At 69.9% G+C, this 25,380-nt stretch carries 22 protein-coding genes; 5 read left to right on the plus strand and 17 right to left on the minus strand.

Annotation, left to right across the window (positions count from 1 at the left end; all coding sequences use genetic code 11):
- Positions 1 to 2: 2 nt before the first annotated feature.
- From ACX9TP_RS23285 to ACX9TP_RS23305, 5 genes are all read right to left on the minus strand, one after another.
- The gene (locus ACX9TP_RS23285) at positions 3 to 989 is read right to left on the minus strand and encodes a type II asparaginase (protein ID WP_482981924.1); all 987 of its coding nucleotides are present in this window, start codon (positions 987 to 989) and stop codon (positions 3 to 5) included.
- A 45-nt stretch (positions 990 to 1,034) separates the two neighbouring features.
- Positions 1,035 to 2,627: an AbgT family transporter gene (locus ACX9TP_RS23290; RefSeq protein WP_482981925.1), complete on the minus strand. Its 1,593-nt coding sequence runs from the start codon at positions 2,625 to 2,627 to the stop codon at positions 1,035 to 1,037.
- 18 nt (positions 2,628 to 2,645) lie between these two features.
- Positions 2,646 to 3,467 (minus strand): DUF481 domain-containing protein, encoded by an 822-nt coding sequence (locus ACX9TP_RS23295; protein ID WP_482981926.1) that lies wholly within the window; start codon positions 3,465 to 3,467, stop codon positions 2,646 to 2,648.
- A gap of 85 nt (positions 3,468 to 3,552) precedes the next feature.
- A complete protein-coding gene (locus ACX9TP_RS23300; RefSeq protein WP_482981927.1) occupies positions 3,553 to 5,193 on the minus strand; it encodes an alpha/beta hydrolase in 1,641 nt (546 codons plus the stop codon).
- A gap of 300 nt (positions 5,194 to 5,493) precedes the next feature.
- Positions 5,494 to 7,413 carry a transglycosylase SLT domain-containing protein gene (locus ACX9TP_RS23305; protein WP_482981928.1) on the minus strand — a complete coding sequence of 640 codons (1,920 nt, stop codon included), beginning with the start codon at positions 7,411 to 7,413 and terminating at the stop codon, positions 5,494 to 5,496.
- A 180-nt stretch (positions 7,414 to 7,593) separates the two neighbouring features.
- On the opposite strand from ACX9TP_RS23305, the gene ACX9TP_RS23310 reads away from it, so the two are divergent.
- The gene (locus ACX9TP_RS23310) at positions 7,594 to 8,211 is read left to right on the plus strand and encodes a glutathione S-transferase family protein (RefSeq protein WP_482981929.1); all 618 of its coding nucleotides are present in this window, start codon (positions 7,594 to 7,596) and stop codon (positions 8,209 to 8,211) included.
- Between the two features lie 10 nt (positions 8,212 to 8,221).
- On the opposite strand, the gene ACX9TP_RS23315 is transcribed toward ACX9TP_RS23310, so the two are convergent.
- The 3 genes from ACX9TP_RS23315 to ACX9TP_RS23325 form a co-directional block, all read right to left on the minus strand.
- Positions 8,222 to 9,145 carry a discoidin domain-containing protein gene (locus ACX9TP_RS23315; RefSeq protein ID WP_482981930.1) on the minus strand — a complete coding sequence of 308 codons (924 nt, stop codon included), beginning with the start codon at positions 9,143 to 9,145 and terminating at the stop codon, positions 8,222 to 8,224.
- A 237-nt stretch (positions 9,146 to 9,382) separates the two neighbouring features.
- Positions 9,383 to 9,718, minus strand: a complete 336-nt coding sequence (locus ACX9TP_RS23320) for a hypothetical protein (RefSeq protein ID WP_482981931.1) — start codon at positions 9,716 to 9,718, stop codon at positions 9,383 to 9,385.
- A 482-nt stretch (positions 9,719 to 10,200) separates the two neighbouring features.
- Complete coding sequence (locus ACX9TP_RS23325; protein ID WP_482981932.1) at positions 10,201 to 10,959, minus strand: DUF6209 family protein; 759 nt, start codon at positions 10,957 to 10,959, stop codon at positions 10,201 to 10,203.
- A 605-nt stretch (positions 10,960 to 11,564) separates the two neighbouring features.
- On the opposite strand from ACX9TP_RS23325, the gene ACX9TP_RS23330 reads away from it, so the two are divergent.
- Positions 11,565 to 12,782, plus strand: a complete 1,218-nt coding sequence (locus ACX9TP_RS23330; protein ID WP_482981933.1) for a glycosyltransferase family 4 protein — start codon at positions 11,565 to 11,567, stop codon at positions 12,780 to 12,782.
- A 99-nt stretch (positions 12,783 to 12,881) separates the two neighbouring features.
- On the opposite strand, the gene ACX9TP_RS23335 is transcribed toward ACX9TP_RS23330, so the two are convergent.
- The 5 genes from ACX9TP_RS23335 to ACX9TP_RS23355 form a co-directional block, all read right to left on the minus strand.
- Positions 12,882 to 13,670, minus strand: a complete 789-nt coding sequence (locus ACX9TP_RS23335; RefSeq protein WP_482981934.1) for a hypothetical protein — start codon at positions 13,668 to 13,670, stop codon at positions 12,882 to 12,884.
- An 84-nt stretch (positions 13,671 to 13,754) separates the two neighbouring features.
- On the minus strand, positions 13,755 to 14,234 hold the full coding sequence (locus tag ACX9TP_RS23340) for a hypothetical protein (RefSeq protein ID WP_482981935.1): 480 nt from the start codon (positions 14,232 to 14,234) through the stop codon (positions 13,755 to 13,757).
- Positions 14,231 to 15,289, minus strand: a complete 1,059-nt coding sequence (locus ACX9TP_RS23345) for a strictosidine synthase family protein (RefSeq protein ID WP_482981936.1) — start codon at positions 15,287 to 15,289, stop codon at positions 14,231 to 14,233. The genes ACX9TP_RS23340 and ACX9TP_RS23345 overlap by 4 nt, the downstream gene beginning before the upstream one ends.
- Positions 15,290 to 15,421: 132 nt before the next feature.
- Positions 15,422 to 16,462 (minus strand): pirin family protein, encoded by a 1,041-nt coding sequence (locus ACX9TP_RS23350; RefSeq protein ID WP_482981937.1) that lies wholly within the window; start codon positions 16,460 to 16,462, stop codon positions 15,422 to 15,424.
- A gap of 169 nt (positions 16,463 to 16,631) precedes the next feature.
- On the minus strand, positions 16,632 to 17,537 hold the full coding sequence (locus ACX9TP_RS23355; protein WP_482981938.1) for a LysR family transcriptional regulator: 906 nt from the start codon (positions 17,535 to 17,537) through the stop codon (positions 16,632 to 16,634).
- Between the two features lie 122 nt (positions 17,538 to 17,659).
- Between ACX9TP_RS23355 and ACX9TP_RS23360 the strand changes: the two genes are divergently transcribed.
- Positions 17,660 to 18,496: an oxidoreductase gene (locus ACX9TP_RS23360; RefSeq protein WP_482981939.1), complete on the plus strand. Its 837-nt coding sequence runs from the start codon at positions 17,660 to 17,662 to the stop codon at positions 18,494 to 18,496.
- A gap of 15 nt (positions 18,497 to 18,511) precedes the next feature.
- Here ACX9TP_RS23360 and ACX9TP_RS23365 read toward each other — a convergent pair whose 3' ends face one another.
- The 3 genes from ACX9TP_RS23365 to ACX9TP_RS23375 all read right to left on the minus strand — a co-directional run bounded on the left by ACX9TP_RS23365 (position 18,512) and on the right by ACX9TP_RS23375 (position 20,728).
- On the minus strand, positions 18,512 to 19,231 hold the full coding sequence (locus ACX9TP_RS23365; RefSeq protein WP_482981940.1) for a VOC family protein: 720 nt from the start codon (positions 19,229 to 19,231) through the stop codon (positions 18,512 to 18,514).
- A complete protein-coding gene (locus ACX9TP_RS23370) occupies positions 19,228 to 19,710 on the minus strand; it encodes a MarR family winged helix-turn-helix transcriptional regulator (protein ID WP_482981941.1) in 483 nt (160 codons plus the stop codon). The genes ACX9TP_RS23365 and ACX9TP_RS23370 overlap by 4 nt, the downstream gene beginning before the upstream one ends.
- Before the next feature lie 106 nt (positions 19,711 to 19,816).
- On the minus strand, positions 19,817 to 20,728 hold the full coding sequence (locus ACX9TP_RS23375) for a LysR substrate-binding domain-containing protein (RefSeq protein ID WP_482981942.1): 912 nt from the start codon (positions 20,726 to 20,728) through the stop codon (positions 19,817 to 19,819).
- A gap of 108 nt (positions 20,729 to 20,836) precedes the next feature.
- Here ACX9TP_RS23375 and ACX9TP_RS23380 point away from each other — a divergent pair, with 108 nt between their 5' ends.
- On the plus strand, positions 20,837 to 21,733 hold the full coding sequence (locus ACX9TP_RS23380; RefSeq protein WP_482981943.1) for a DMT family transporter: 897 nt from the start codon (positions 20,837 to 20,839) through the stop codon (positions 21,731 to 21,733).
- A 165-nt stretch (positions 21,734 to 21,898) separates the two neighbouring features.
- Complete coding sequence (locus ACX9TP_RS23385; RefSeq protein ID WP_482981944.1) at positions 21,899 to 24,346, plus strand: hypothetical protein; 2,448 nt, start codon at positions 21,899 to 21,901, stop codon at positions 24,344 to 24,346.
- A 24-nt stretch (positions 24,347 to 24,370) separates the two neighbouring features.
- On the opposite strand, the gene ACX9TP_RS23390 is transcribed toward ACX9TP_RS23385, so the two are convergent.
- A complete protein-coding gene (locus tag ACX9TP_RS23390; protein WP_482981945.1) occupies positions 24,371 to 25,195 on the minus strand; it encodes a Kelch repeat-containing protein in 825 nt (274 codons plus the stop codon).
- Positions 25,196 to 25,380 lie beyond the last annotated feature (185 nt).

The raw sequence follows: 25,380 nt of genomic DNA on the forward strand, positions 1-25,380 counted from the left end.
AGCTAGTAGCGGTAGAACGCCTCCTGCACGGCGCCGGGGCCCATGCCCCTGGCCAGGCACAACTGGAGCAGCACGCGGCTCTTCTGCGGGTTGAGCTGGTCCGCGGCCACCAGGCCCAGCGCGTCGTCGTCCATCTCGATGTTCCGGCCCACGTCGCCGCTGACGACGCGCGTGCTGCGCACGACGACGACTCCCGTCCTGGCCGCCTCGGCGAGCGCGCCCGCCGCTTCCGTGGACACGTTGCCGTTGCCCATCCCCGCCACCACGATGCCGCGCGCCCCCGCCGCGACGCTGGCACGCACCAGGTCGGCGGGCATGTTGGCGTGGGCATGGAGGATGTCGACCCGGGGCAGGCGCTCGAGGCCTTCCACCGAGAACTCCGAAGCGACGGAGTGCGGGTGCGGGGGCTGGCGGAAGTAGCGGATGCGCCCATAGCTGGCGCTGCCCAGCAGCCCCGGGCCCGGCGAGATGAACGTGTGCACGTCCGTGGTGCTGGCCTTCGTCACGTCGCGCGCACAGTGGAGGTCGTCGTTCAGGACCACGATGGCTCCCCGGCCGCGCGCCTCGGGGTCCGCGGCGACGGCGACCGCGTTGTAGAGGTTGAGCGGCCCGTCCGCGCTCAGCGCGGTGGCCGGCCGCATGGCGCCCGTGAGGACCACCGGACGCGGGCTCTTCACCACCAGGTGGAGGAAATAGCCGGTCTCCTCCACCGTGTCCGTGCCGTGGGTGATGACGACGCCGTCGGCCTCGTTGGCGGCGAACAGCGCACCCACCCGGGCCGCCAGCCGCAGCCAGAGGGCGTCGTTCATGTCCTGGCTGCCGACCTGGGCCACCTGCTCTCCCTGGAGCTGCGCCAGCGCGCGCAGCCCGGGGACGGCGTTGATGAGCCCCTCCACGGCGACCTCACCGGAGGTGTAGCCCGGGTCCACCTCGGACCCGGCCTTCCCCGCGATGGTGCCGCCCGTGGCCAGAATACGCACTCTCGACATGGCTGCCTCGCTTCCGCTCGAACGTCCGCCGGAATCAGCGGTGGCTCACCCGAGCCCCCACGGAAGCCCCAGCAGGTGCCAGCCCACGAGCATGACGATCCAGATGGCGAAGACGATCACGACGTAGGGCAGCATCAGCGCCACGACGGTCCCCACGCCCGCCTCCTTCTGGTACTTCTGGGCGAACGTCACGATCAGCGCGAAGTATGCGTTCAGCGGGGAGATGGCATTGAACGGCCCATCTCCCACGCGGTAGGCGGCCAGCACGGCTTCGGGGTCGACGTTCAGCCGCATCAGCAGCGGCACGAAGACGGGCGCGAAGATGGCCCACTTGGGGATTGCGCCCGTCATGATGAGGTCGAGGAGGGCGACGACCACCACGAAGCCGATGAGCAGCGGAACGGCGCCGAGCCCCGCGTGCTCCAGGGCATCACCCACCTTCACGGCCGCGAGCGTCGCCATGTTGGAGTAGGTGAAGAAGGCGATGAACTGGCTGATGATGAACAGCAGGAAGATGAGGCTGCCCAGCCCGGCGACGGCCTTCTCCATGGCCTTGATGACGTCCACGCTGTTCTTGATGGTCCTCGCGCCGATGCCGTAGGCGGCTCCCGTCACCAGGAACAGCACGGTGATGGCGACGATGAGGCCGTTCATGAACGGCGAGTCTCCGACGAGGGCGCCCGTCTCCGGGTTGCGCAGCGGCGCTCCCGGGGGCAGCGCCAGCAGGCCGAAGAACACCAGGACCCCGATGAGCCCCCAGAACGCGAACTTCAGCCCCCGCGACTCATCCGCGGACAGCTTCGCTCCCACCTCGGCCGGCTTCTCGCCTTTGTATTCCCCCAGCCGGGGCTCGATGATCTTGTCGCTGATGAGGGCGACCGCGACGGTCAGCATGACGACCGACGCGGCGGAGAACCAGAAGTTCGCCGTCAGGTCGATGGAGCGGTCGGGAGCCATGATGTGGATGGCGTCGTTGGTGATCTCGGTCAGGATGCCGTCGAGCGGTTTGATCAGGATGTTGACGGTGAAGACCGCGGCGACGCCGGCGAAGGACGCCGCCAGGCCCGCCAGCGGATGCCTGCCCACGGTGAGGTAGGCCGCCGCCGCCAGGGGAATCAGCACCAGGTAGCCGGCATCCGCCGCGATGCTCGACAGGATGCCGACGAACACCAGGATGTACGTCAGGGCCTTGCGAGGGGCGACCGCCACCAGCTTGCGGATCAACGCGCCCACCAGGCCCGCCGAGTCGGCGACACCGACGCCCAGCATGGCCACGATGATGACGCCGACGGCGTTGAAGTTCATGAAGTTCTGGACGACGCCCGCGAACATGAAGCGCAGCCCCTCGCCGGTGAGCAGGCTTTGCGCGGCGGTGGTCGTCTGCTCCACCGCGTGGGTCTCCGGGTTGATGGTCTCGTAGGTGACGCTGGCTCCCAGGAGGTAGAAGACGTGGGAGAGCACCATCACGACGCCAATCAGCACGACGAAGATCACCGCCGGGTGGGGGACCTTGTTGCCCACCCGCTCCACCGTGTCCAGCACCCGCGCCATGCCCTTCTTCTTCGGCGGCTTCGCTGGCTGCTTCTTCTTCGCCTCGTCTTCGAGGTGGATATCGTCGAAATGCGCCGCCTTGCTCATGGGAGCTCCAATCCTTTCTCAGAGCGATAGCTCGCCCCCCAGCGAGAGAGAGGTGTCCGTGGGCACCTTCCCCTCCGCGGGAGAGCTGTCGTGTTGCAGTTCGAAGAACGTGGTGAGCGAGAAGCGCTCCGTCAGGTGCACGGCGAGCTTCGTGGTGGAGTCGAACAGCACGCGGGTGTCGCCGAAGACGTCCGGAAGCAGCAGGGCGTCCTCCCGGAGCTCCACGTGGTCGTTGATGTCGTAGCGAAAGGCCACGCCGAACGCGGGAGACCACAGCGTCACATCCGGGAGCTCCTCGCGCGTGGGGACGTACTGGAACCTGCGGTCCCTGGCATAGCTCCCACCGATGTAGCCGCGCAGGAACAGCTCGTTCGACTTCTCCTCCTGCTCCAGGAGGGTGATGCCGATACCCAGCTCCACCTCGGAGCGCAGCTCGAGGCTGGCGGGGTGGTCGGTCTGGGCGCCGACGAACGTGTAGGCGCTGAGCAGGGGGTTCACGCGATATTCTCCGCGTGCCCACCCGCCGAGCGTCTTGGCCGTGAGCTCCCGCTCCGCGTCGTCACCTTCCGCGGCCTCTCCGTAGGCACCATCCGCTTCCAGGGTGAGCGCCCACTCCGGAGTGTCGAGCTCCGCCATGGCGTCGCCTGTCACGGTGAAGGCGCGGGAGTTGCCGGTGAAGAAGGACATGCCGAGCCCGGCGGAGCCCGTCCAGGGGCCCTCGTCCTCCTCTTCCTCTTCGGCCTCGACTCGCGTCGGCGGGGGAGCGTCCTCCGCCGCGTCGTCGGGCGGAGGCGTGGGAGCCTGGGAGATGACCGTGAAGATGAGGATGAGAGGGCTCATGCATACCTCGTGAAGCGGGGTGGGAAGCCTGGGGGGCCACCCGCTTGCCGGACGTCGCGATCCGCGATGCATCGTCCAGTCCGGCTCAACCTTCGGTATGGACTGCGACATCTGCAATCGCATGGCGGGATGGTGTCAGCAGCGCTCTCAACCGCTCCGACTTCTGCTCGGTCCAGCCGTCGGGACGCAGGAGCGCCACCCAGCCATCCACGTGCTCGCCGGTGTACACGTGCCCGTAACCAGGCGGCACCGACATGCCCAGCGGCAGGTCGGCCGTCACCTGCCAGAACGTGACGAAGGGCAACCACACCATCCGTTCCAGGACGTCATCGCCACGGGGCTCCCGCAGCCAATCCGGCCGCTTCAGCAGGAGCGAGGGGCTCCACCAGATGATGGGGTCGGAAGGGTGGAGCAGGTACAGCACCCGGGAGTCACCCCACGGGGCGGACGCCGGCGGAATCTCCACGCCCGGCCTGCGGCTGAAGCGCACGATGCGGCCGTCCCGGTAGATGGGCTCCACCTCGGGACTGCTGGCGTCACGGTGGTCGGTGAACTCGCGGTACAGGGTGTTGAAGTTGGGCGGTCCGACGAACAGCACCCCGTCGGTACGGTTGGCCAGGTCGCGCTCGCCGCTGAAGGCCGTCTCGCCTCCGTAGGAGCCCAGGCTCTCTCCGAACACCAGCAGCTTCGGGCGCTGGCCCGCGGGAAGTCTCGCCCAGCGCTCGTAGACGGCATCGAAGAGCGCGCGGCCCGCCTCACGCGCCCGCTCCTGGTCGACGAGGACGGACAGCCACGACCACAGGTGCGAGTACTGCGTGGCGACAATCGCGGAGTCACCCGCCGTCACGTACTCGAAGGCGGCCACGGCCTCTGGCACCACCCAGCCACTGCCCGTCGTGGTGACGACCAGCAGGTGGGCGCGCTCGAAGCCGCCTGCGCGCTCCAGGTCCCTGACCGCGAGCTCGGCGCGGGCCTCGGCGTCCGGTGCGGAGGCGTAGCCGGCGTACACGCGGATGGGCTCCTTCGCGGTCGTCCCGCTGAAGGCGGAGAGCTCGTCCACCGTGGGGCCGCGTCCCACGAAGTTGCGCCCCTCCCGTCCCAGCGACTCCCAGGCCACCAGGGAGCCCGGGCCTCCGGAGCGCAGCGCGCCGCGGGGCGGGACGACGCCCTCGTCGGTCTCCGTGTCCTGCACGGCCAGGGTGCGGTCCGCCGCGGCGATGAGCCCGTCCCAGAGCAGTCCGCTGGCCACCAGGGCGGTGAGCACCACCACCGCCAGCCCGCTCATCGCCCGGGCCGCGCGAGGACCGATGTGCCGCGAGAGCAGCGCGTCCAGCCGGCGGTACACCGCCCGCAGGCCCCGCCCCAGGGTGAGGACCCCGAAGAAGACAGCCGCCGCGACGACGGGGGCGAGCAGGTAGTCCGCGCTGTCGGGGTGGGGGACGTCCATGAGCTCGCGGATGCGGCGCTGCCAGTGCCAGCCCAGCAGCAGCGCGCCGGCCAGGGCCACACCTCCCATGACGAAGAGGGCCTGCCATGCTCGCGGGCGGGGGGCCCTTGGAGGACGGTTGACGAGCTCTCGCCACAGCCAGGCGCCGAGGACTCCCAGCCCGTAGCCGATGACCGCGCTGATGCCGCTGACGAACCCCTGGAAGAGCCCGTTGCGCGGCAGCAGGGACGGGGTGAAGGACAGGCAGGCGAAGACCAGCGCGACCCAGGACCCCGACAACGTGCAATGCAGCCAGCGCGGCGTGGGACGGCTCACACGCCAGGCACGGTGCGTCGGCGCGGACCGCGGAGCGCGGGTGAGAAGGCGTTCCATGCGAACCTCCGGAAGCGGCCCTCGATGCCGACGACGGCGCCGCTCCTCATCGAGGCACACACCCGAGGGTAGGCTCCCGTTCGCTGACTGGCAGCGGGCGCTCGACCCGAAGGTCCAGAGCCGGTGTTGCCATGCGGTTGCACCGGGGCTCCTGCCGGGCCCTGCTCACGCCTGCCTTCCCCTCCCTGGCGTCGGACCCGCCGCAAGTCACCGCTTGGAGGACTGTTTCCTGGCGGGCGCCTTCTGGGCCTTCTTGGGCGCGCAGCGCCCCGTCTTCGCCTTCGCGCCCGAGGCCCAGAAGTGGTCCAACGGACGCGCCTTCGTGTCGATGACCCGCGACGAGTACCAGTAGTGGTTGCGGATGATCTGCGCCACGTAGTCGCGCGTCTCCCGCACGGGGAGGGACTCGACGAAGTCGATGAGGTCCGTCCCCAGCAGCCCCTGCTTCTTCCAGCCGTTCACCCGCCCCATCCCCGCGTTGTAGCTGGCGAGCGCGAAGGCGCGGTTGCCGCAGAAGTAGTCGAGCAGATAGCGCAGGTACTTCGTGCCGACGCGGATGTTGGGCTCCACCTGGAGGAGCTGCCCGCTCGCGCCCTTCTCCAGTCCCTCCGCGGTGCCCGGCAAGAGCTGCATCAGCCCGAGCGCGCCCTGTCCGGACTCGGCGTTGGTGCGGAAGGAGGACTCCTGCTTCATCACGCTCAGCACCAGCGCGGGCTCCAGCCCGTGCTCGGCCGCGTACTTCTGGACCAGCTCCAGGTGCCTGGGCGGGAAGAGCAGCCGGAGGGCGAATGGCGTGAGCGCGTCGGGATGCTTCCTCCGCAGCAGCTCGCTGACCACCTGGAACGCCGCCGGGTCGTCCCCGGCCTCCGAGTGCAGCATCGCGACGTACAGCAGGAAGGAAGAGCCGAGCCGCGCCGGCTCTCGCGTCGCCAGCCCCTGCAGCTCCTCCGCCGCGAGCGGGGCCATGCCCTCGGCCAGGAAGTGTTCGGCCCGCTCCAGGCGCTGCTGCTCGCACGGGACGAGCGCCGCGTCCCGCGCCGCCGCCCTCGCCGGGGTGGAGGAGATGCGCGCCTGGAGGTCCGCCCCCGAGTCTCCCGCCGCGAGCAGGCCGTACCAGGTGAGGGGCGCGTCCTCCACGAGCGCCCCGAGCACGGCCCTGGACTCCTTGAGCTGCTTGCTCCGGCCGAGCGCGCGTCCCCGCCAGTAGCGAGCGCGGAGGACATGGGCCGACGTGGGGTACGTTTCCGTCAGGGCCTGGAACGCGGTGGCGGCGGCCCCGAACTTCCGCGCCCGGTAGAGCGCCATCGCTTCCGCGAACGCCTGGGTGTCCGGGGCCACGACAGCCGCGGCGGGTGTCCGGGGCTTCGGGGCAGGGAAGGGGCCGAGCGACTCGAGGGGGACGTGCTTCGCGATGGCCTGGCTCTTGGGAGAGCCTCGCGCTTCCAGTTGGACGAAGCGGCGGAGCCACTCCACGCAGGCGGGGGAGACCGAGGGCTTCGCCTGCCGCGCGCACGACTCCGCGTAGCGACCGAGCGTCTCCGGCAGGAAGCTCCTCAGCAGCTCGGCGGCGGCGAAGTGCTCGAAGGCGCTCTCGTAGAGCCGCTGGGACTCCGCCCATTGTTGCTGCCCGTGGTGGGCCTCTCCCGCCAGGGCCTCGGTCCTCCCGAGCTCCTCCGGCAGCTTCCTCGTCGCGACGGGGGACGGGCAGCTCTCTGCGGCACGCTGGTAGAGCGCGAGGGCCCGCGTCGCCGCCGCCAGCGCCTCCACGGGCTTGCCTCCGGCGAGGAGCTCCCTCGCCATGGTGCGTGCGCTCGCGGCCTCGAGCTGGAGGCCGTAGGGGAGGAAGAGCGGGTCTTCTTGCAGGAGCGCCGCGACGCGCAGGACCTCCGCGGGCTGGCGCGGGCCGGCCTCGAGGGCGAGCCGCAGTTGCCGCGCGGCCGGTGAGCGGCGTGTCTGGAGCGCGTCGCGCAATTGCTCGACGGGGCGCTCGGGGGTGGTGGCATCCACGCCTCCGTCGCTGACGGGCGGAAGTTGCCAGGCCCCGGCGGGCGGCGGCGCGCCCCATGGGCCCACGCCTCCGAGGAGGACGAGACAGGCGACCCACCCCACGAGCTTCCCCCCGCGCATCCCGCCTCCGTTCCGAGCACCGCGAGTCACTGGTATCTCCGCTCCGCTCCGGAGCGCGGCATGGGCGCTCCGGGACGGGGCGAGGATACACCGCCGACAGGGCGCGGCCGGAGCAGGGTGGGCGAGGACAAGGGCGAGCCCACGGGGTAGCGTGGCGCCGTGCTCAAACTGCACCACCTCGTGAACTCCCGTTCGCAGCGCATCCTCTGGCTCCTGGAGGAGCTGGGGCTCGACTACGAGCTCGTCATCTACCCGCGCGACCCGAAGACGAAACTCGCGCCTCCCGAGCTCAAGGCCATCCATCCGCTCGGCAAGTCACCGGTCCTCGAGGACGATGGGCGGGTCCTCACCGAGTCCGGAGCCATCATCGACTCCGTGTTGCGCCGCTACGGGCAGGGGCGGCTCGCGCCCGCGCCGGACTCGGCCGAGTACGACACCTACGTGCATTGGCTGCACTACGCCGAGGGCTCGGCGATGCTGCCCCTCCTGCTCGGCCTGTATGTGGGACGGCTGGGCGAGGCGGGCGCGCCGCTCAAGCCGCGCATCTCCAGCGAGGTGAAGAACCACCTCGGCTACATCTCGGGAGCGCTCGGGACGCGGGACTACCTGGTGGGCAACAGCTTCAGCGCCGCGGACATCCAGATGAGCTTCGTACTGGAAGCGGCGCGGCCCACGGGCGCCCTGGACGCCCTCCCCAACCTCGGCGCCTATCTCGATAGGCTGCACGACCGCCCCGCCTATCAGCGCGCCATCCAGCGTGGCGGGCCTCTCGACATGGGCGGCATGAGCAAGCGGTGACGGACGGGCGCTACCGGCAGCCGTAGAACTCGAGGTGGCTCAGGGAGACGACGACGATGCCGGGGCTGGGGTCGTTGTCGTCGGTGATTTCCAGGTGGAGCTTGCTGTAGGAACCCCGCTGCATCGAGTACATGCGACGCTCGGTCCCGGCCCAGGCGGTCTCATTGGTGCGCGTGTCGAGCAGGCGCCACGCCCCGGAGAACGCGTCCAGCCCCCACAGCGTCCAGGACCTGGGGGCGCGCGAGGTGAGCGACGCGTTGGCGAAGGTGATGGAGTACGAGAGGAAGGTGCTGGACCCGGTGGTGCTCCAGTCATAGGCAATCCACGCTGGCGCCTGACCCACCTGGGAGATCCACATGGTGGAGGTGTCGTGGGGAAACCTGTCGAACGCCTGCCAGGCTTCGTAGGTGGCACTGTAGACGCCCGAGCGCGTCACCACGCCGCTGGGAGAGGTCGGGCCCGTCATGCTCGGCACCTGGTCGGTGGGCCAGCAGGAGCAGCCGAAGAACTCGAGGTTGCTCATGGAGACGACGACGATGCCGGGGCTGGGGTCGTTGTCGTCGGTGATGTTCAGGCGGTACTGCCGATAGAGGTCCGGTGAGGCGACCACGTACTCACGCCGCTCGACACCGGCCCAGTTGGTCTCATTCCTGCGCGTGTCGACGACGGTCCAGCCGGAGGCGCCCAAGCCTTCGAGCGTCCAGGACCTGGGGGCGCGCGAGGTGAGCGACGCGTTGGCGAAGGTGATGGCGTAGCGGGTGATGAGCCTGGGCCCACCCAGGCTCCATTCATAGCCAAGCCAGGTCGGCGACTGGCCCACCGGCGAAATCCACATGGTGGAAGGATTGCCATCGAAGGCCTGCCAGGCCTCGTAGGCGGCGCTGTAGGCGCCCGAGCGCGTCACGATGTTGTCGGGCGTGGTCGGGCCCGTCATGTCCTCCACCTGGCTCGTCGAGCAGGTAGGTGCCTGGGCCCAGCCAGGTGCAGACAGCAGAACGACAGAAATCGTCAGGAGGATGCTTCTTGCGGCGGTCGGGATTGGCACAGGCGTTCCTCGGGGTGGCCTGTCAGCCTAACCGCATCTGCGCAGTTCCAGGTGTGAACGCAGCGGGGCACCCGCAGCGACCTCAGGCGTACCGCCTGAGGTCGTGCGAACGTCGCGAGCCGCCAACTAGCAGGGGCTGAGGGCGTCCCGACGCATGAAGTAGTAGTTGCTGTTCCAGAGGCTCCGAGCAATGACGTAGGTGAAGCCGCCACAGTTGGAGTGGATGTTCAGCGGATGACCGTTGCTGAGCTGCGTCGTCGCACCGCTCAGGTTCGCGGGGCAGTAGTCGAGCCCGCTGCTGCGAGGAATGGCGCTCGCGTAGCTCTGCGCCACACAGACCCGCTCGAGCCCCTGCTCCACCGAGGCCAGCGCGCCCTCCTCCTGGACCGCCTCGACTTCACCGCCGCAGCCGACCGCGAACGCGGCCAGCGCCGTCAACGCCATCACGATACCCTTGCTCATGGTGTACGCCTCCAATGTCAGACGGGTTGCCCAGGAACCATCCTGTCCCCGAGCGGGACCTGAGTAGCCCAAGCCCCAAAAACAATCAACTACCCGGAATATATTAAAAACAGGGATTTCAATGACGCACGACAACACGTATTGGACGCGGAATCTCCGCACCGTCGGGAGAACGGTCCCTCACCCGGGGCGTGAGCCCGGCCCCCTCTGGTATTGAAGCCGTTTGGCGGCACCTACCTGTCCTGACAGGACCCTGTGCCAGTCCATCGAGGACCGCCGGGAGTCATGGTGCGCCCTCCGATTCTCAATCGGCGGAGAATGCCCGGGGAAAGGTGCTTGGGACGGCCCGCCATCCTCCGCTCGGCGGTGAAGGACACCGCTTACCGGATTCCGGCGGACGTTCGCGGATGCGGGCACGAGCGTGCCCCATCACGCCCTCAACAACCTTTCCCCGGGGACCTTCACGACTCAGCCGGTGCCGCTCACTGCACGTCGAAGTGGTAGTTGGCGCCGTAGTTGTTGTCGTAGCGCACGCAGGAGCTGCGGTCCGTGTTGCGGAACCACATCTCCAGGTGGCGGGCGCCGGCCGGAGCGGTGATGGGCGTCGCCACGGACCTGCCGTTGCCGGTGACAACCGTCTCCTGGATGGGGCCGTTGTCGAAGCGGTACAGCGCGACAATCACCCAGGCCGGGCCGTTGTACGTCGCGCGGCACTCGGGCAGGCGGGCCACGTCGTAGTTGACGATGAGCGTCTGGCCGGCGCTCGGGGTGCCCGCGACGACCTCGTCCCAGTTCGAGTTGAAGGAGATGGCCGGCGCGCCGACGGGGAAGTGGTAGTTGCTCCCGTGGTTGGAGTCCCAGGCCTGGCAGCCCGGGCCCGAGATGTCGAACCACATCACCAGGGCGCCGCTCTCGCCCGCGGGCAGATGCAGGGTGCGCTGGACGGGGTTGCCGTCCGGCGCGTAGCCGGCCACCCAGAAGCTCGACACCGGGCCGCGGTTCATCTGGACGTGGCCGGTGATGGTCCAGGTCGGGGTGCCCGAGGGGGTGGTGCTTCGGCACTGCGGCAGGCGGCTGATGTCATAGTTGACGACCACCTGGCCGCCCACGGGGATCAGCGCCACTGACGGCGTCTCGTTCCAGTAGCCATCGAAGGTGATGGAGGTGGGGGAGGTCTGCGCAGCGGCGGGAGAGGCCACCAGCAAGAGCTGCAGAAGAACAGGAAGGAAACGACGGACCATGGTGCGCTCCTTTCGAGCGGAAAAGGGAACGGACGGCGCTAACCCGGTCCTGTGCACAGGTCAATGGGTCATGACGGGAACCTGATGCTCCACTGTCCCGCCAACTGGAGCCGCACGGAGCAGCACCAGAACTCCATTCGAACAGGCATTGGCTTGTGATTCCCTGAAAGGCAGACAGTGATTTCTGACAGTCATTTGCACACCATCGCCATCGCCTGAGCTGCGCGCGTCGTGCGCGGCCGGGGAGACCGAACCCTTCCCGGGGACACTTCGGGCCGGATGGGGCACGGCCCGGCGTTCGACACCGAGGTCGCCCGAGGTGAGGGGCCGAGCGGAGGTGGGCCGACAGGCCGAGACCGGGCACGCGGCGCCCCCGATGGAACAGGCGCTCGTGCGTCCGGTCGGTAGGCGGGCCGCGCCCTCCGCGCCTTCGTGGAGGGCCTCGGCAGCTACCTGTGCGCAGAGGTGCGCTCCGGGGGGGCTGCGCCGAACGTGGCCGGGGCGGTCTATCGTGGGGGGACGCTGCCTGCTACCTCTTCCCTCCGTCCGGCCCGCCGCGCTTTGGTTGTTCCACGGCTCGGACCCTTTTCGATAGAACACACGCCATGACTGTCGCCCCCTTTCGCCTGGGCATGCTCATCCCAGAGTTCCCCACGCAGACCCACGCCTTCTTCTGGCGGGAGATCACCGCCCTGCGCGCCGCTGGCGTCGAGGTGCACGTGTTCTCCACGCGGCGCCCCGTGGAGGGCTGTCCGCATGAATGGGCCGAGCGTGCGGCCTCCGAGACCACGTACCTCTACCCGCCGCGGCTCTCGTCGGCGCTGCTCTCGCCGCGGGACTTCCCGGGCGTGGCCCAGGCCCTCGCGTACGTCTCCAAGCTCTCGGTGGACATGAAGCAGAAGGCGCGGGCCCTGGGGATGCTGGCGTGCGCGGTGGACCTCCTCCACTACGCGCGCGAGCGGAAGCTGGACCACATCCATGGCCACTCCGCCGCGGACGCCGCGCACGTGCTCGCGCTCTGCAGGATTCTCGGCGGCCCGCGCTACAGCCTCCACCTCCACGGCGACCTGCCGGTGTACGGAACGGACCACGCCGCCAAGGCCTGGGACGCCACGTTCGTGGCCGCCGCCGCGCGCCCCATGCAGCGCCAGCTCATCGAGGACGCGGGCCTGCCTCCGGAGCGGACCTACACCCTGTGGATGGGCGTGGACACCGACCGCTTCCACCCCCCGGCGCAGCGCGCGGAGGACCCCCGCGGCCTCCACCTGGTCTCCATTGGCCGGCTGCACCTCTGCAAGGGGCACGTCCATACCTTCTCCGGGCTCCGCAAGGCGCTGGACCGGGGGCTGAAGGCGCACATGACGGTGGGGGGCAGGGGGCCCCACGAGAAGGAAATCCGCGAGGCCATTGCCCGCTTCGGGCTGGAGTCGCACGTGGACATGGTGGGGCCGCTCGGGGAAGCGGCGGTGATGGACCTGCTGCACCGGGCAGATGCCTTCGTGCTCTCCAGCGTGGGCCTCGGCGAGGCCTCTCCCGTCGCCGTCATGGAGGCCATGGCGTGTGGCGTCCCCCCGGTCTGCTCCATCATCGGCGGCACGCCGGACATGATTTCCGACGGGACGGACGGACTGCTGGTCGCCCAGGGGGATGAAGAGGGGTTGGCCAACGCCTTCCTCCGGCTCGGGCAGGACGCCGCGCTGCGCGAGCAGATGTCGCGTGCCGCGCGCGACCGTGCCGTGCGCTCCTTCGACTACCGCGAGACGAGCCGGCGCCTGCTGGATGCCATCCAGGCCTCTCGCGCGCCTCAGCGTCAGGCGGCGTGAAGAGGGCGCCCGTGAAGAACGGGCGCCCCTGACTCGTCGGTGCGGTCGTCGGCGCAGGCCGCTGACCTGAGAACGAACGCGGGCGCTATCGGGCCGCGTTCATTGGCATGTCATGGCCTGGCAGACGGGCGAGTCCCTGCGCGCGGGACCCAGGGCCGACTCTTTCGTTTCAAGACAGCACTGGTCGTAAGCCCTGCGCTCGCCATCCTCTGCGTTGATGCGCCCCTGGAAGCAGGTCAGCACGGCCTCCCGCTCGCCGGCCTGCTCGTGGAAGCATTGCGCCAGATCCCCGATCGCGTAGGAGGCAAGCCACGGGAGGGACGCCTCGGTGTACCCCTTGTCCCAGTAGCGGAAGCCCCCTCCAGGACATCCATTGGGAGTGGAGCCGTCACCCAGATAGTGCGTCAACTCGTGAGCGATCGTGTTGACGAGCCTCGGGGAGCCAGTCGCAATGGCACCGCGATTGAGCTGGACTGCTCCGCAGAAAGACGTCGATGCCGTGGTTCCGGACCAGAATCCCGTCCAGGTGGACCAGAGCCAACCACCGACAACGTACTCGACGGCTTCGGGGCGCACTGCGGCGAGGCCCTCCGCCACCTTGTCTCCACCGTCGATATCGCCTCCCGGGCCTGCCAGGAATGACTGCTCGCGAACAAGCTCCCAGAATCGAGGGTCCCGCCATATGGCATCCACCGCGCGAACTGCTGCATCAATGGCGACGCGCTGTTCTTCCGTCGCATTCCTGATGAGGAGCCCGGCAGGCGAATCGGGAGTGCCTTCGTTTCGCGCGCTGCTGACTCCAACCGCGCTGGCAGTCCTGCACGAGCTGAACACGAGCGTCACCCACATGCATGCGAGCAACCGGCCCATCTTGGACTTTGTCGTCATCTCGATGTGTCTCCAGGATTGATGCGGCTTCAGGGGCGCTGCGCTCAGTGTCCTTCGGCTGAGCGGCGGGCCTGCATATGGCGCTCACCCCTCCGGGGGAGGGGGAAGCGGCGTGTAGCGCAGCAGGGGCGCCTCGTACGACAGCATCCCCGAGGTGTCGTCAGGCGTCGGTGGGCCAATCTCGAAGCGATACCTGCGGCCGGGCACGAACGCGTGGCCGTCATGGACGCCGATGTCGATGCTCAGCAGCGGTGGCTCGGCGTGGTGCGGCGGTGGCTCCTCGCGCAGGGACAAGACAGTCGAGAGCCGCCGACAGGGCGCGCAGTTGGCCCGCGGAGGGCACGGCGGACAGTCACTGAAGCCCGCGACGTAGGCGTCAATCTGGAAGCGGTCCCCGGCCGGCAGCGCCCTGTCACGCAGCTGGGCGAAGGTAAGAGGCAGCCCCGGCGGCAGTCCGTGTTTCTCGGGCGGGAAGGCCGGATGGCGGCGGGGCCCGCAGGCACTCACGGCGAGGAGGATGGCGCCAAGGCCGAGCAACGCGCGGAGCGAGCGCCCCGGCCTCATGGCAGCTCGCAGCGAAGCAGCTCCGGTTCGAAGACGGGGCCCAGCAGCATCCACTTCCCGGAGACCGCCGCCGTGGCGCTGCCTGCCGTCTGCCGACCATCGTCGAGGAGCACCTCCTCCACCTCGAACGAATCTCCCGAGGGCTTCAGCCGCAGCACCTGGGCGGGAGCTCGCGTCGCTCCGGACAGGTCCTTCGCGTGGGCCGCGAAGGCCAGCAGCTTCGGGTGGGAGGCAATCCACAGGTCGCCTCGCGCATCCACCTCGATGTTGTCCGGCCCGCTCCCCAGCGGGAGCGTGTTCCGGTGCGTCAGTGCTCCCGAGTCCAGGTCCCGTGTGTAGACGGACAGCGAGCGCCCGAGCACCTGCGCCAGGTACACCGTCCGCCCGTCCGCGGAGCGGTTGATGCCATTGGCGTACGCCGTGCCGCCGATGACCTCCCGGAAGCCCTGGCCGTCGAAATAGAGCACGTTGCCCAGGGCGAGCTGCAGGTAGTCCTCAATCACCTGCATGGCGCCCGGCGGGAAGCGGTGGTCGTTCGTCACGTAGAAGCGCCTGGCGTCCACCGCCGTGACGTCATTGGGGGAGACCAGGGCCGGGTCTCGCAGCGTCTCGCGGTGGACGAGCATCCCGTCCGCGCCAACCTCGAACCGCTCCACCTGCTGCTGGCCCGCCTCCGCGTGGTTGACGACGAACAGGGTCTGCGCGCCGTCCGGGGCGACGAAGAGCCCGAGGCCATGCGGGTGGAAGGACTCCTTGAAGGCTCCGGTCAGCAGCACGGGAGGCGCGGAGCCCGCCGGGTCGAGGCGGTAGATGCCTCCCTGCACGGGGCGCCCGGCCTGGGTGGCGCGCCGGTCATCCGACGAGACGTAGGCGTAGCCGAGCGTCGGGTGGAAGGTGATGTCCTCGGCGCCCGGCATGCCGGACACCGGCGTGCAGCGGCCGGCGAAGTGGGGGACGAGCTGCTTGAACTGGCCCGCGTCCGCGAGCGTCTTCACGATGAAACCGCCCAGTCCGAGGAGCAGCACGCCGAGTCCGACGAGGAGCTTCTTTCTCATGCGGCCAGTCTAGCGTTTCCCCCGGAAGTCCGATGGCGTCATCCAAGAACTGCCAACGCGTGCCGCAGCAGGAGTCCGGGTTGCAGACGCCAGGGGAGCTTCCGGGCTCCGCCTCCCGCGCGTCTCGAGTCCTCAGGCCGGCCGTTCGAGCCGTCCGTCGGCATGCCTCGCGAAGCGGCCTTCCTCCCTCGCATGGACGGGGGCATTGCTCGGCCACGGCCAGCCGCCGAAGCCCGTGCGCTGGTAGTCGGCGAAGGCCTGCTGGATTTCCTGCCGCGAGTTCATCACGAACGGGCCGTACTGCACGACAGGCTCCCCAATCGGGCGCCCCTGCAGGAGCAGCAACTCCGCCACGTCCGCGCCGTTCTCCAGTTCCACGTCCACGTCCGCGCGCAACTCGATGCCATGCGACGGCGCGATGGCACGCCCCGCCACGCGCAGCTCGGAGCCGAGGAAGAAGTACAGCATGCGGTTGCTGCCCCGCGCCGCCGCCGGCAACGTCCAGCGCGCACCCGGCGCCAGCTTGAGCGTCCAGATGGCCACGTCCGCGTCCGCGTGCGCCGCCCACGACTTCGGCGGCGGCTGCGGCGCCTTCACGTCGCCCACCCGGCCGGCCACCACCGTGACTTCCGTGGTGCGTCCCGCCTCGTCCTTCACGACGTGCTTCGGAATGACGTGATTCCAGAGCATGGAGAAGTGCGGCTCCACGAGCTTGTTCGCGCGCGGCAGGTTGAGCCATATCTGGAACAGCTCGACCGGGTTCGGCTGGTCCCGCTTCAGCAGCGGAAACATCTCCGAGTGGTTGATGCCCGCGCCGGCCGTGAGCCACTGCACGTCGCCCCCGCCGAAGCGCGCCGCCGCGCCGAGCGAGTCGGAGTGGTCCAACAGCCCGTTGCGGACGATGGTGACGGTCTCGAAGCCGCGGTGCGGGTGCTGGGGGAACCCGGGCACCACCGTGCCGTGATACATGTTCCAGCCGTCCCGCTGGTCGAAGTCCTGACCCAGGTTGCGGCCCGCGAGCGAGGCGGACGGCCCCAGGTGCTCGTTGCCCGCCGGGTACCGGTCGTCGTGGTGCACGCAGAAGAGGAACGGGTCCGGCGTCCGCCACGGCATCCCGAGCGGGTCCACACGGAGGACGGCTTCCTGCTGCTGCGGACTCTTCTGCTGACTCATTCCCGGCTCCTCTGCCTTTCCGGTGCCGCGCGAACACCCCGCGGCGGTGGTGACTCCCGCCGCCGCGATCAGCTTCAACGCCGCTCTCCGGCTCACTTCATCCAAGGTCCACCTCGCGCTTGATTCCGCCAAGGGCCGCTCCATCCTAACAACGTGCCCTTCCGGCCGCTCAGCCCTTCCGGCCGGGCGCGGGCGCCCTCGCGAAGTCGACGAAGGCGCGCAGGGCGGCCGGGAGCTGGCGGCGGCTGGGGTAGTAGAGGAAGAAGCCCGGGTAGGAGGGGCACCAGTCCTCCAGCACGCGCACCAGGCGGCCTTGCGCAATCAGCCCGCTCACCCTCGGCTCGAAGACATAGGCCAGCCCCACGCCCTCCAGCGCCGCGTCGACCATCAGGTTCTGCTCGGTGACGCTCAGCGGGCCGTCGACCTCGATGCTGACCTCCTCGGTGCCCCGCTCGAACTCCCAGCGGTAGAGGGCGCCGCTGAGGAAGCGGTAGCGGATGCAGGGCAGGGCGCGCAGGTCCTGCGGCGTCTTCGGCCGGGCATGCCGCTCGAAGTACCCCGGCGAGCCCACGACGGCGGACCGGATGCGGGGGACGATGGGCACCGCGAGCATGTCCGCTTCGAGGCTCTCGCCCAGGCGCACCCCGGCGTCGAAGCCCGCGGCGACGATGTCCGTCAGCGCGTCCTCCACCACGAGGTCGACGCGCACGTCCGGGTACACCCGCAGGAAACGGGTGACGATGGGCAGGAGCGCCAATTGGGCAGACTGCAGCGCCGCGTTGATGCGCAGCGTGCCCATGGGCTGGCCGCGAAAGCTGTTCAGGTCCTCGAGGGCATCGTTGATGTCGCGGAAGGCGGGACGGATGCGCTCGAACAGGCGCTCGCCTGCTTCCGTCAGTGCCACGCTGCGCGTGGTGCGGTTGACCAGCCGCACGCCCAGGCGCTCCTCGATGCCATTCAGCGCGTGGCTCAGCGCCGAGGGCGACACCCCCAGCTCCACCGCCGCCTTCCGGAAGCTGCGGTGCGTGGCGATGGCCAGGAACGGGGACAGGGCCGCCGGGTCGATGCGCTTCATTGTTGAGATGAATTCACCAACTTGATGAGGACTCAAGAGATTCTCTCAACGAGGTGCGGCCGGTACCTTCTGAATCGTCAGCCGGTCGCACCGCCCGGCGACGCACCCGAAAGGAATCCGCCATGCGCGTCTGGTTCATCACTGGAGCTTCCCGTGGTTTTGGCGCCCTCATCACCGCCGAGGCCCTGGCCGCCGGAGACGCCGTCGTCGCCACCGCGAGGGACCCCAGGAGCCTCACCGCGAAGTTCGGCGAGCACCCGCGCCTGCTCGCCGCCGCGCTCGACGTCACCCAGGAGGCGCAGGCCCGCGCCGCGGTGGAGGCGGCCGTGGCGCGCTTCGGCCGCATCGACGTGCTGGTGAACAACGCCGGCTTCGGCCTGCTCAGCGCGGTGGAGGAGGCCAGCGCTCGCGACGTGGAGCGCGTGTTCTCCACCAATGTCTTCGGCCTCCTCGCCGTCACCCGCGCGGTGCTGCCGCAGATGCGGCGACAGCGCTCGGGACACGTCATCAACATGTCCTCCGTCGGCGGCTACGCCTCCGCCCAGGGCTGGGGCGTCTACTGCGCCACCAAGTTCGCGGTGGAGGGACTCTCGGAAGCGCTGCATGCGGAGCTGGCGCCGCTCGGCATCAAGGTGACGGTGGTGGAGCCCGGCTACTTCCGCACGGACTTCCTCGACGGGCAGTCCCTCTCCGTGTCCGAGCCCATCGCCGACTACGCCGGGTCGTCCGGGGTCATCCGCTCCTCCGCCACGAGGCTGAACCACGCGCAGCCGGGCAACCCCCACAAGCTGGCGAAGGCCATGCTCACGCTGGTGGACGCGGAGCGGCCGCCGCTGCGGCTGCCCCTGGGGAGCGACACGGTCGCCGTCGTCGAAGCCAAGAACCGGCAGGTCGCCGAGGAGCTCGCCGCGTGGCGCGAGCTGGCCATGTCCACCGACGGCTTCGATGCGACGGCGTAGGGACTCCCGGGGGCTTCAGTCCCGCCGCCCGAGCATGCGCTCCAGGTAGTCCACGGCGCGCAGCTCCACCTGGAGGAGCGCGCGCTCCTCGCCGGACAGGGGAACCTGCTGGAGCTCGGCGCGCAGGGCCTTCGCGCGCTTCGGGTCGCCCAGGGCCACCGCCAGCTCGGCCCGGGCCGCCAGGGCGCGGGCCCGGTCGACGGGCGCGGCGGGCTCGTTCCGGGCGAGCGCCACGTCGAGGACCTTCGCCGCCGCGGCGTCGTCCGTCTTGAAGTCCCGCAGGCGGACGGCCGCGGCGAGCGCCTTCGCCAGCCGGGAGCGGGGCTCCGGTTCCGGGACGGGTTCGGCGGACTCCGCCTCCTTGCGCCGGACGAAGATGAGGGAGTTGCCGGACAGGTCGACCAGGGTGAACCGCCCCTGGCCCGGCTTCATCCGCGTGATGCGGGGGATGCCGGACACCGGGAGCTTGCCGCGCGTGCGCCGCAGGGCCTCGGAGAACGTCGCATGCAGGGACTCCACCTCCGGCATCACCACCAGGCACGAGCTGTACGCGGCCGAGGGCTCCAGTCCCTTGAGTCCGAAGAAGTGCAGCTCGATGCCCCCGCGGCGCACCACGGCGTACGGATTGGGCGAGGTCTGCTGGTACGTCACCTCGAAGCCGAGGGCCCGGTAGAAGTCCATCGTCTCGCCGAGCGCGACACAGGGGAGGAGGGGAATCGTCGACTCGCCGCTCATCGCCCACCTCCCGTCCGCCCTTCGCTGGCCGGTGCGGCCTCGGCCTCGAGGTGCTCGCGCATCTGCCGCAGTCCGTCCGCCGTTGCCCGCAGGGCCCGCGCGTCCATCTTCGCGGCGAGCCGGTTGGCCCAGGCCGCCTGGCGGGCTTCGACTTTGCGGAGCGCCTCGCGTCCCCGGGGCGTCAGCGCGAGGAGCTTCGCGCGGCGATGGTGCGGGTTCTCCTGGTACTCGAGGAAGCCATCCCGCTCCAGCGCGTCCGCCGTCTGCTGCACGCTCTGGCGGGCGAGCCCCATGATGCGCGCGACGTTCGCCACCGGCGCGGGCTCGTGGTCCACCACGCCGAGCACCTGCCAGCGGGCACTGCTCAGCCCCAGGGGCTCCGTCAGCGCGTCTCCCGCCTCCAGCGTCAGGCCGTTGACCCGGAACACCTCCAGCACCAGCTCCGTGAACAGCGCCCCCGCTTCCGTGAGCTTCGTCATGGACAGGCTTCTGCCAATTCGACAGGAACCTGTCAATGTGGGCAGCGGCCGTGGCGCACCAGGGTGAGTCCCAGACCCACGGCGTGTAAACGGATGTAGCGAGCGCCTACCGGGCCGGGGGCGGCTCAGCGGGCGGTCGCGCGGGCTGCTGGAGCACCCAGTCGACGAAGGTCCGCGCCGCGTGCCGCAGTCGCCGGTGCGCCGGGTACACCACGAAGTAGCCGAAGCGCGCGGGCAGAGGGGGACCGGGCAGGCGCACGAGGCTGCCCTCCGCGAGGTACGGCGCCACAATCTGCTCGCGCCCCAGCGCCGCGCCCAGGCCGTGCACCGCCGCCTTGAGCGCGTCCGTGGTGTCGCTGAAGACGTGGCGCTCGTCGAACTGCGCGTCGCGCACCCCCGCCGCGCGGAACCAGTCCGCCCAGCCCTGGCGAGACAGGTCCCTCACCAGCGACAGCTTCGCGACACCCGCCGCATCCCGGACGTCCTGGAAGCCGGCCAGCCGGGGCGAGGCCACCGGGAAGAGGACTTCGTCCATGAGGTGGTGCGCCGTCAGCCCCGTCCAGTGGCCCTCTCCGTGGCGGATGGCCAGGTCGGGGCCACCTTCGTCGAAGCGTGCCAGCGAGGCCTCCGTGTCAATCTGGATGCGGATGTGCGGGTGCAGGGCGGTGAAGGCCGGCAGGCGCGGCAGCAGCCAGGTGTACGTCAGTGAATGCAGGGTGTTGATGCGCACGCGGTTGCGCTCGTCGCGCGCGGCGCTCAGGCCTCGCAGCACGCCGTCGATGTCGGCCATCGCGCTGCTGGCCGTGTCCGCGAGCTGGCGCCCCTCGGCCGTGAGCGACACGCCGCGCGCATGCCGCTGGAAGAGGGCGACGCCGAGCTGCGCCTCCAGCTTGCGCACATGGTGGCTGACCGCGCTGGTGGTCAGGTGCAGCTCCTCCGCCGCATGGGAGAAGTTCTGGTGACGGGCGGCGGACTCGAACGCCGCCAGGGCCGGGAGCCAGTCGGAGGGCAGGGGCATGAGGAGCCTCAAATCATACTTGAGGCTGCCTGGAAAAAGATGCGCTTGTGGGGAAGGGCGGCAGGCGACATCTAGAGGACAGCCAACAGTCATTTTGGAGCCTCACCCATGAGCTCATCCACGCTGGTCCGTCCCTCTGTTCCCTCCCTCGCGGTCACCTGGCAGACGCCGCTGGAGCTGGGGCTGCTGGGCGCCATCTGGGGCGCGTCGTTCATGTTCATGCGCGTCGCGGCCAAGGACTTCGGCGCGATGCCCCTGGTGGAATTGCGGCTGGCGCTGGGCGCGCTGGTGCTGATGCCGTTCCTGTGGCGGGCCCGAGCCTCGTTCCCGCTGAAGCTATGGCCGAGGCTGGCCTTGATCGGGGCCATCAACTCGGCGGTGCCGTTCGCCCTGTTCGCGTGGGCGGCGCAGCGGGCGCCGGCCGGCATCGGGGCCATCTGCAACAGCATGGCGGTGCTGTTCACCGCGCTGGTGGCGTTCCTGTTCTACGGCGAGCGCATCGGCTCGCGGCGCGCGGTGGCGCTGCTGGCGGGCTTCGCGGGCGTGGTGGTGCTGGCCAGCGGCAAGACGGCGGGCGCGAGCATCGGCTGGGCGGTGGCGGCGGGTACCACGGCCGCGTTCCTGTATGGCATTGGAGGGAACATGGTGAAGCGCAACCTCACGGGCCTTCCGGCCGGCGCGGTGGCGGCGGCCACGCTCCTGTGCTCGGCGGTGTTCATGCTCCCGTTCGCCGTCATGTCGTGGCCGGAGCACGCCATTCCCGTGCGGTCCTGGCTGTGCGCCGGGGCGCTCGGCGTGCTCTGCACCGGGGTGGCCTATGCCATCTTCTACCGGCTCATCCAGCGCATCGGCGCGGCGCGGGCCTCCACCGTCACGTATGTCGTCCCGCTGTTCGCCGTGGCGTGGGCGTGGTTGCTCCTGGACGAGCCGCTCACCGGCTCCATGCTCATCGCCGGGACGTTGATTCTCGGCAGCGTGGCGCTGAGCCAGAAGCAGCCGGCGTAGGGAGGCGGGAATGGGGTGGGTGGGCCTGCCCCACCTGTGGAAGTCGAGCGTGCCCCCTCGGCGGGCCACTCGTCCGACCCGGCTCCTGGAAACCTCCGAGGCTCCTTACGCGACAATGCCCCTTGCGGAAGTACTCCCACGCTCCGCGAAAAAGGGTGATGGCGCATGAAGAGCGACGGAATCCGCAACCGGCCCACGACGCCCAAGGCCTTTACCTCCAGCGCCGCCGCGCCGCGCAACGTCCCCGAGCGCAAGCCCGTCACGCAGCGCGTTGATCCCGGCCGCACCGGCTTCGAGGCCCCCACCGGCCCCGTGCGCCAGAAGCTCACGGGGGAGACGGCGTCAGCCCCGGCCATGCTCCAGGGCCACTCCTTCCGCATCACCCCGGGGACCTCCTTCACCGCGCCGCAAGCCTTCGCCCGCGCATCTTCCGAGACCGCGCCGCGCGCGAGCACCACCGCCGCCGTGACGGACCCGGCCGCCCAGGCCACGGAGGCCGCCGCCGAGCGCGTGCGCACCGCCCTGGCGGAGGGAGGCACCGGCGCCGCCGCCATCGCGCTGGAGCAGGAGGCCCGCGCCCTGGGCAACCCCGAGGCGGTGGACGCGCTCCTCGAGGAGCTGGCGCCCGAGGTGAACACCCTCTCCCGCGACCTCGCGCACCGCGCCCGGCATGGCGTGGATGACTCCGGCGAGGGCGCCCAGCGCCAGACGGAGGCCGGCATCACCAGCCTCGCCGCCGTGGCGGACCTCGCGAGCGAGGACGGCGTCGAGCAGCTCTCCTCCTCCCTGGGTGAGGCCTTCGCCGCCGAGGGCGACGCGGGCGACATCAACCAGTTCGACGACGTCTTCGACGACCTCGCCAAGGAGGGCAAGGGGGTGCGGCTGGCCGGCGCGCTCGCGCAGGACCTCATCAACAACCGCGGGCTCGTGGAGGCGGGGAACGAAATCCTCAACGAGGCCACGGACGGGGTGAACAAGATTCGCGAGGACCTCGCGACCGCCCAGGGCGAGGTGGCCGTCCACGAGCAGCGCCTGGCCGCGGACCTCGCCGCCTTCGGCCCGGGCATGACGGCCGAGCAGCGCCAGGCCTATACGGACGCCTTCTGGGCCGACCCCGAGCGCGCGGCGGACCGCGACCGCATGAACAGCCTCTCCCACCAGCTCGCCCAGACGCTGGAGGAGACGGGCCCCGCGCTGGAGACGCTCGCCGCGCAGGGCGACTCGGACGCGGCGAAGGTGCTGCTGGATTCCTACACCCTGCTGGCCAACACGGACGCGCACGCCGCCGCGGCGGTGGAGTTCGTGGGCCGCGTGAGCAACAACCCGGCGCTCGCCGCGAAGATGGACGAGCACACCGATGGCAACCTGGAGGAGCGCCTGCAGAACGAGGTGCTCGCCCCGGGCCTGCCGCGGGCCCAGGCGGGCATCTTCGCCGCGCACGAGGCCGAGGGCCCCGAGGGCGCCACCCGCGCCGCCGAGGAAATCGAGGCGCTCATCGGTCCGCTGACCACCGCGGGCAGCGAGTTCGCCAGCATCAAGCGCGAGGTGGACAACTTCAAGCTGGCCCTGGACACGCTCTCCAACTTCCGGGCCGGCGCGGACTGGGACACGTCGCGCGCGCAGGCCATCGTCTCGCAGTGGGACCAGAAGAACCCCTTCCAGCGCGCGCTGGCGGTGGCCACGGTGGGTTACGGCATCTACGCCGGGGCCCAGGCCTTTGCGGACGGCGAGTACCCGCAGGCCCTGCAGAGCTTCCTGGGCGCGGCGCGCGGCGGCGTGCTGATGGCGTCGGGGCTGCTCGGCATGTTCAGCCGCACGGCGGACCTGGCTGGCGACGCGGCTCGGGTGGGCGGCCGCTTCCTGCCCGCCATCGGCCTGGCGCTGGATGCCGCCCAGCTGGCCGAGGACATCGGCAACCTCCGGGAGGACGGGACGGACGCGGGGGAGATCATCTCCACCATCGGCACCGGCATCAGCCTGGTGGGTGACGTGCTGGAATTCGTCCCCGCGGCGGGCACGGTGGTGGGCGGAGCGCTGGGCATCGTGGGCGGGGTGGTGCATGCCATTGGCGGCTTCATCAGCGGCATCATCAACGGCAACGAGGAGCGCGAGGCGCTCGCCGAGGACCGCGCGCGGCTGCTGGAGCAGGCGGGCGTCCCCGCCGACACGCGCGAGCTGCTCACCGCCGACCCGAACACCGCCGCGCAGCTCGGCAACCTGGGGCTCTCCCGCGAGCAGTTCCTCGCGCAGCTGGAGGCGCGGGAGGCAGCCTTCGCGTCGGGGAACGTGGAGAACATCCAGAACATCGACACGGCCTGGCGCGTGGCGGCCCTCTACGGCCTCCAGGGCGACGAGGCGGTCGCCTTCATCAACGACCTGCGCGATGAGTCTCCCGAGACGCTGCGCACCCTGGACCAGGCCATCGGCCCCAACTACTTCTTCGACCCGGAGCTGGGCGGCGGGGGCGAGGAGACCGTCCGCAATGCCCAGGACCAGGTCCTCTTCCTGATGCAGCGCGAGCTCGGGCCGGAGTTCGTCGAGCGGTACGGCCTCACCGTGGACCCCTCCCAGGTGAACACCGGCTTCTTCGTCGCCACGGCCCAGGTGGGCTGACGCCAGCGCTGCCGGTACCGGTGCCTAGTCCGGCTTGAAAGCTTCGTTGGCAGTCGTGCCAGCAGTGCCAAGCTTTCGACCGCCTCCGACCACGTGAATCCACTCGTTCACCGTGACCGCGGCGACGCCGTGCCGCGGCGTGAGCATGTTCTTCATTCTTCGCCAGGCCTGGGTGGTTGGGTCGTACTCCTCGACATGGGCATAGACGCTTGGGAACTCGCCGCCTATCGCATAGAACTTGCCGTCCAGCGCCGCAGCGCCGAGCCCCCCGCGCGCGGTGGGCATTGCGGGCAGCTGCGTCCAGGTCCTGGTCACGGTGTCATACGCATCCAAGGCAGCGTAGTTTTCGTAAGGATAGGGTGCGACACGACCGCCGACGACATAGATCGTCGTGCCGATGCTCGCGGCCGCCAGGTGCTCTCGGCCCCTGGGCATCTTGGGCAACATCTCCCAGGTATCCGTTGAGACGTCGTAGGCTTCGTGGGCGTTTCCCGGGATACCGCCCATGCAGTGGATTTTGGTTCCGACCACGGCGACAGCGAATGCGGCGCGAGGCGAGACCATCGGCGCTTTGCTAGTCCAGGTGGATGAGCGTGGATCGAACTCGAACACCGTCGCAGTGGTGGCGGGGCCATAGCCGCCGATCACATACAGCCTACCGTTCACTGCGGCGACGCCCGCGTGATCCCGTGGGGCCGGCATCGAAGGGCCTGGCGTCCAGCTGTCCGTAGCGGGATCATAGATCTCGAGGAGATCCAGCGGAAAGTCGTTGTCCAATCTACCGCCGGCTACGTAAATCTTCCCATCGATGACTCCCGCGCCCAGCTCCGAGCGACGAGGATCCTTCATGGGCGCGTGGACCTTCCACTCGCCGGGATAAACCGGCTTCACTCCCGCGTCAGTTCCAGCGTCAGCTCCCGGGTCACTGGGCTCTCCCGAGCCGCAAGCGATGAGCGTCAGCAGAACCGCCGGGGAGAGAAGGGTTCGGAGGCGGAAAGGCGTGAGATTCATGGGACCCGATTGTGTGCGCGAAG

The sequence above is a fragment of the Pyxidicoccus sp. M15 genome (assembly GCF_056858435.1).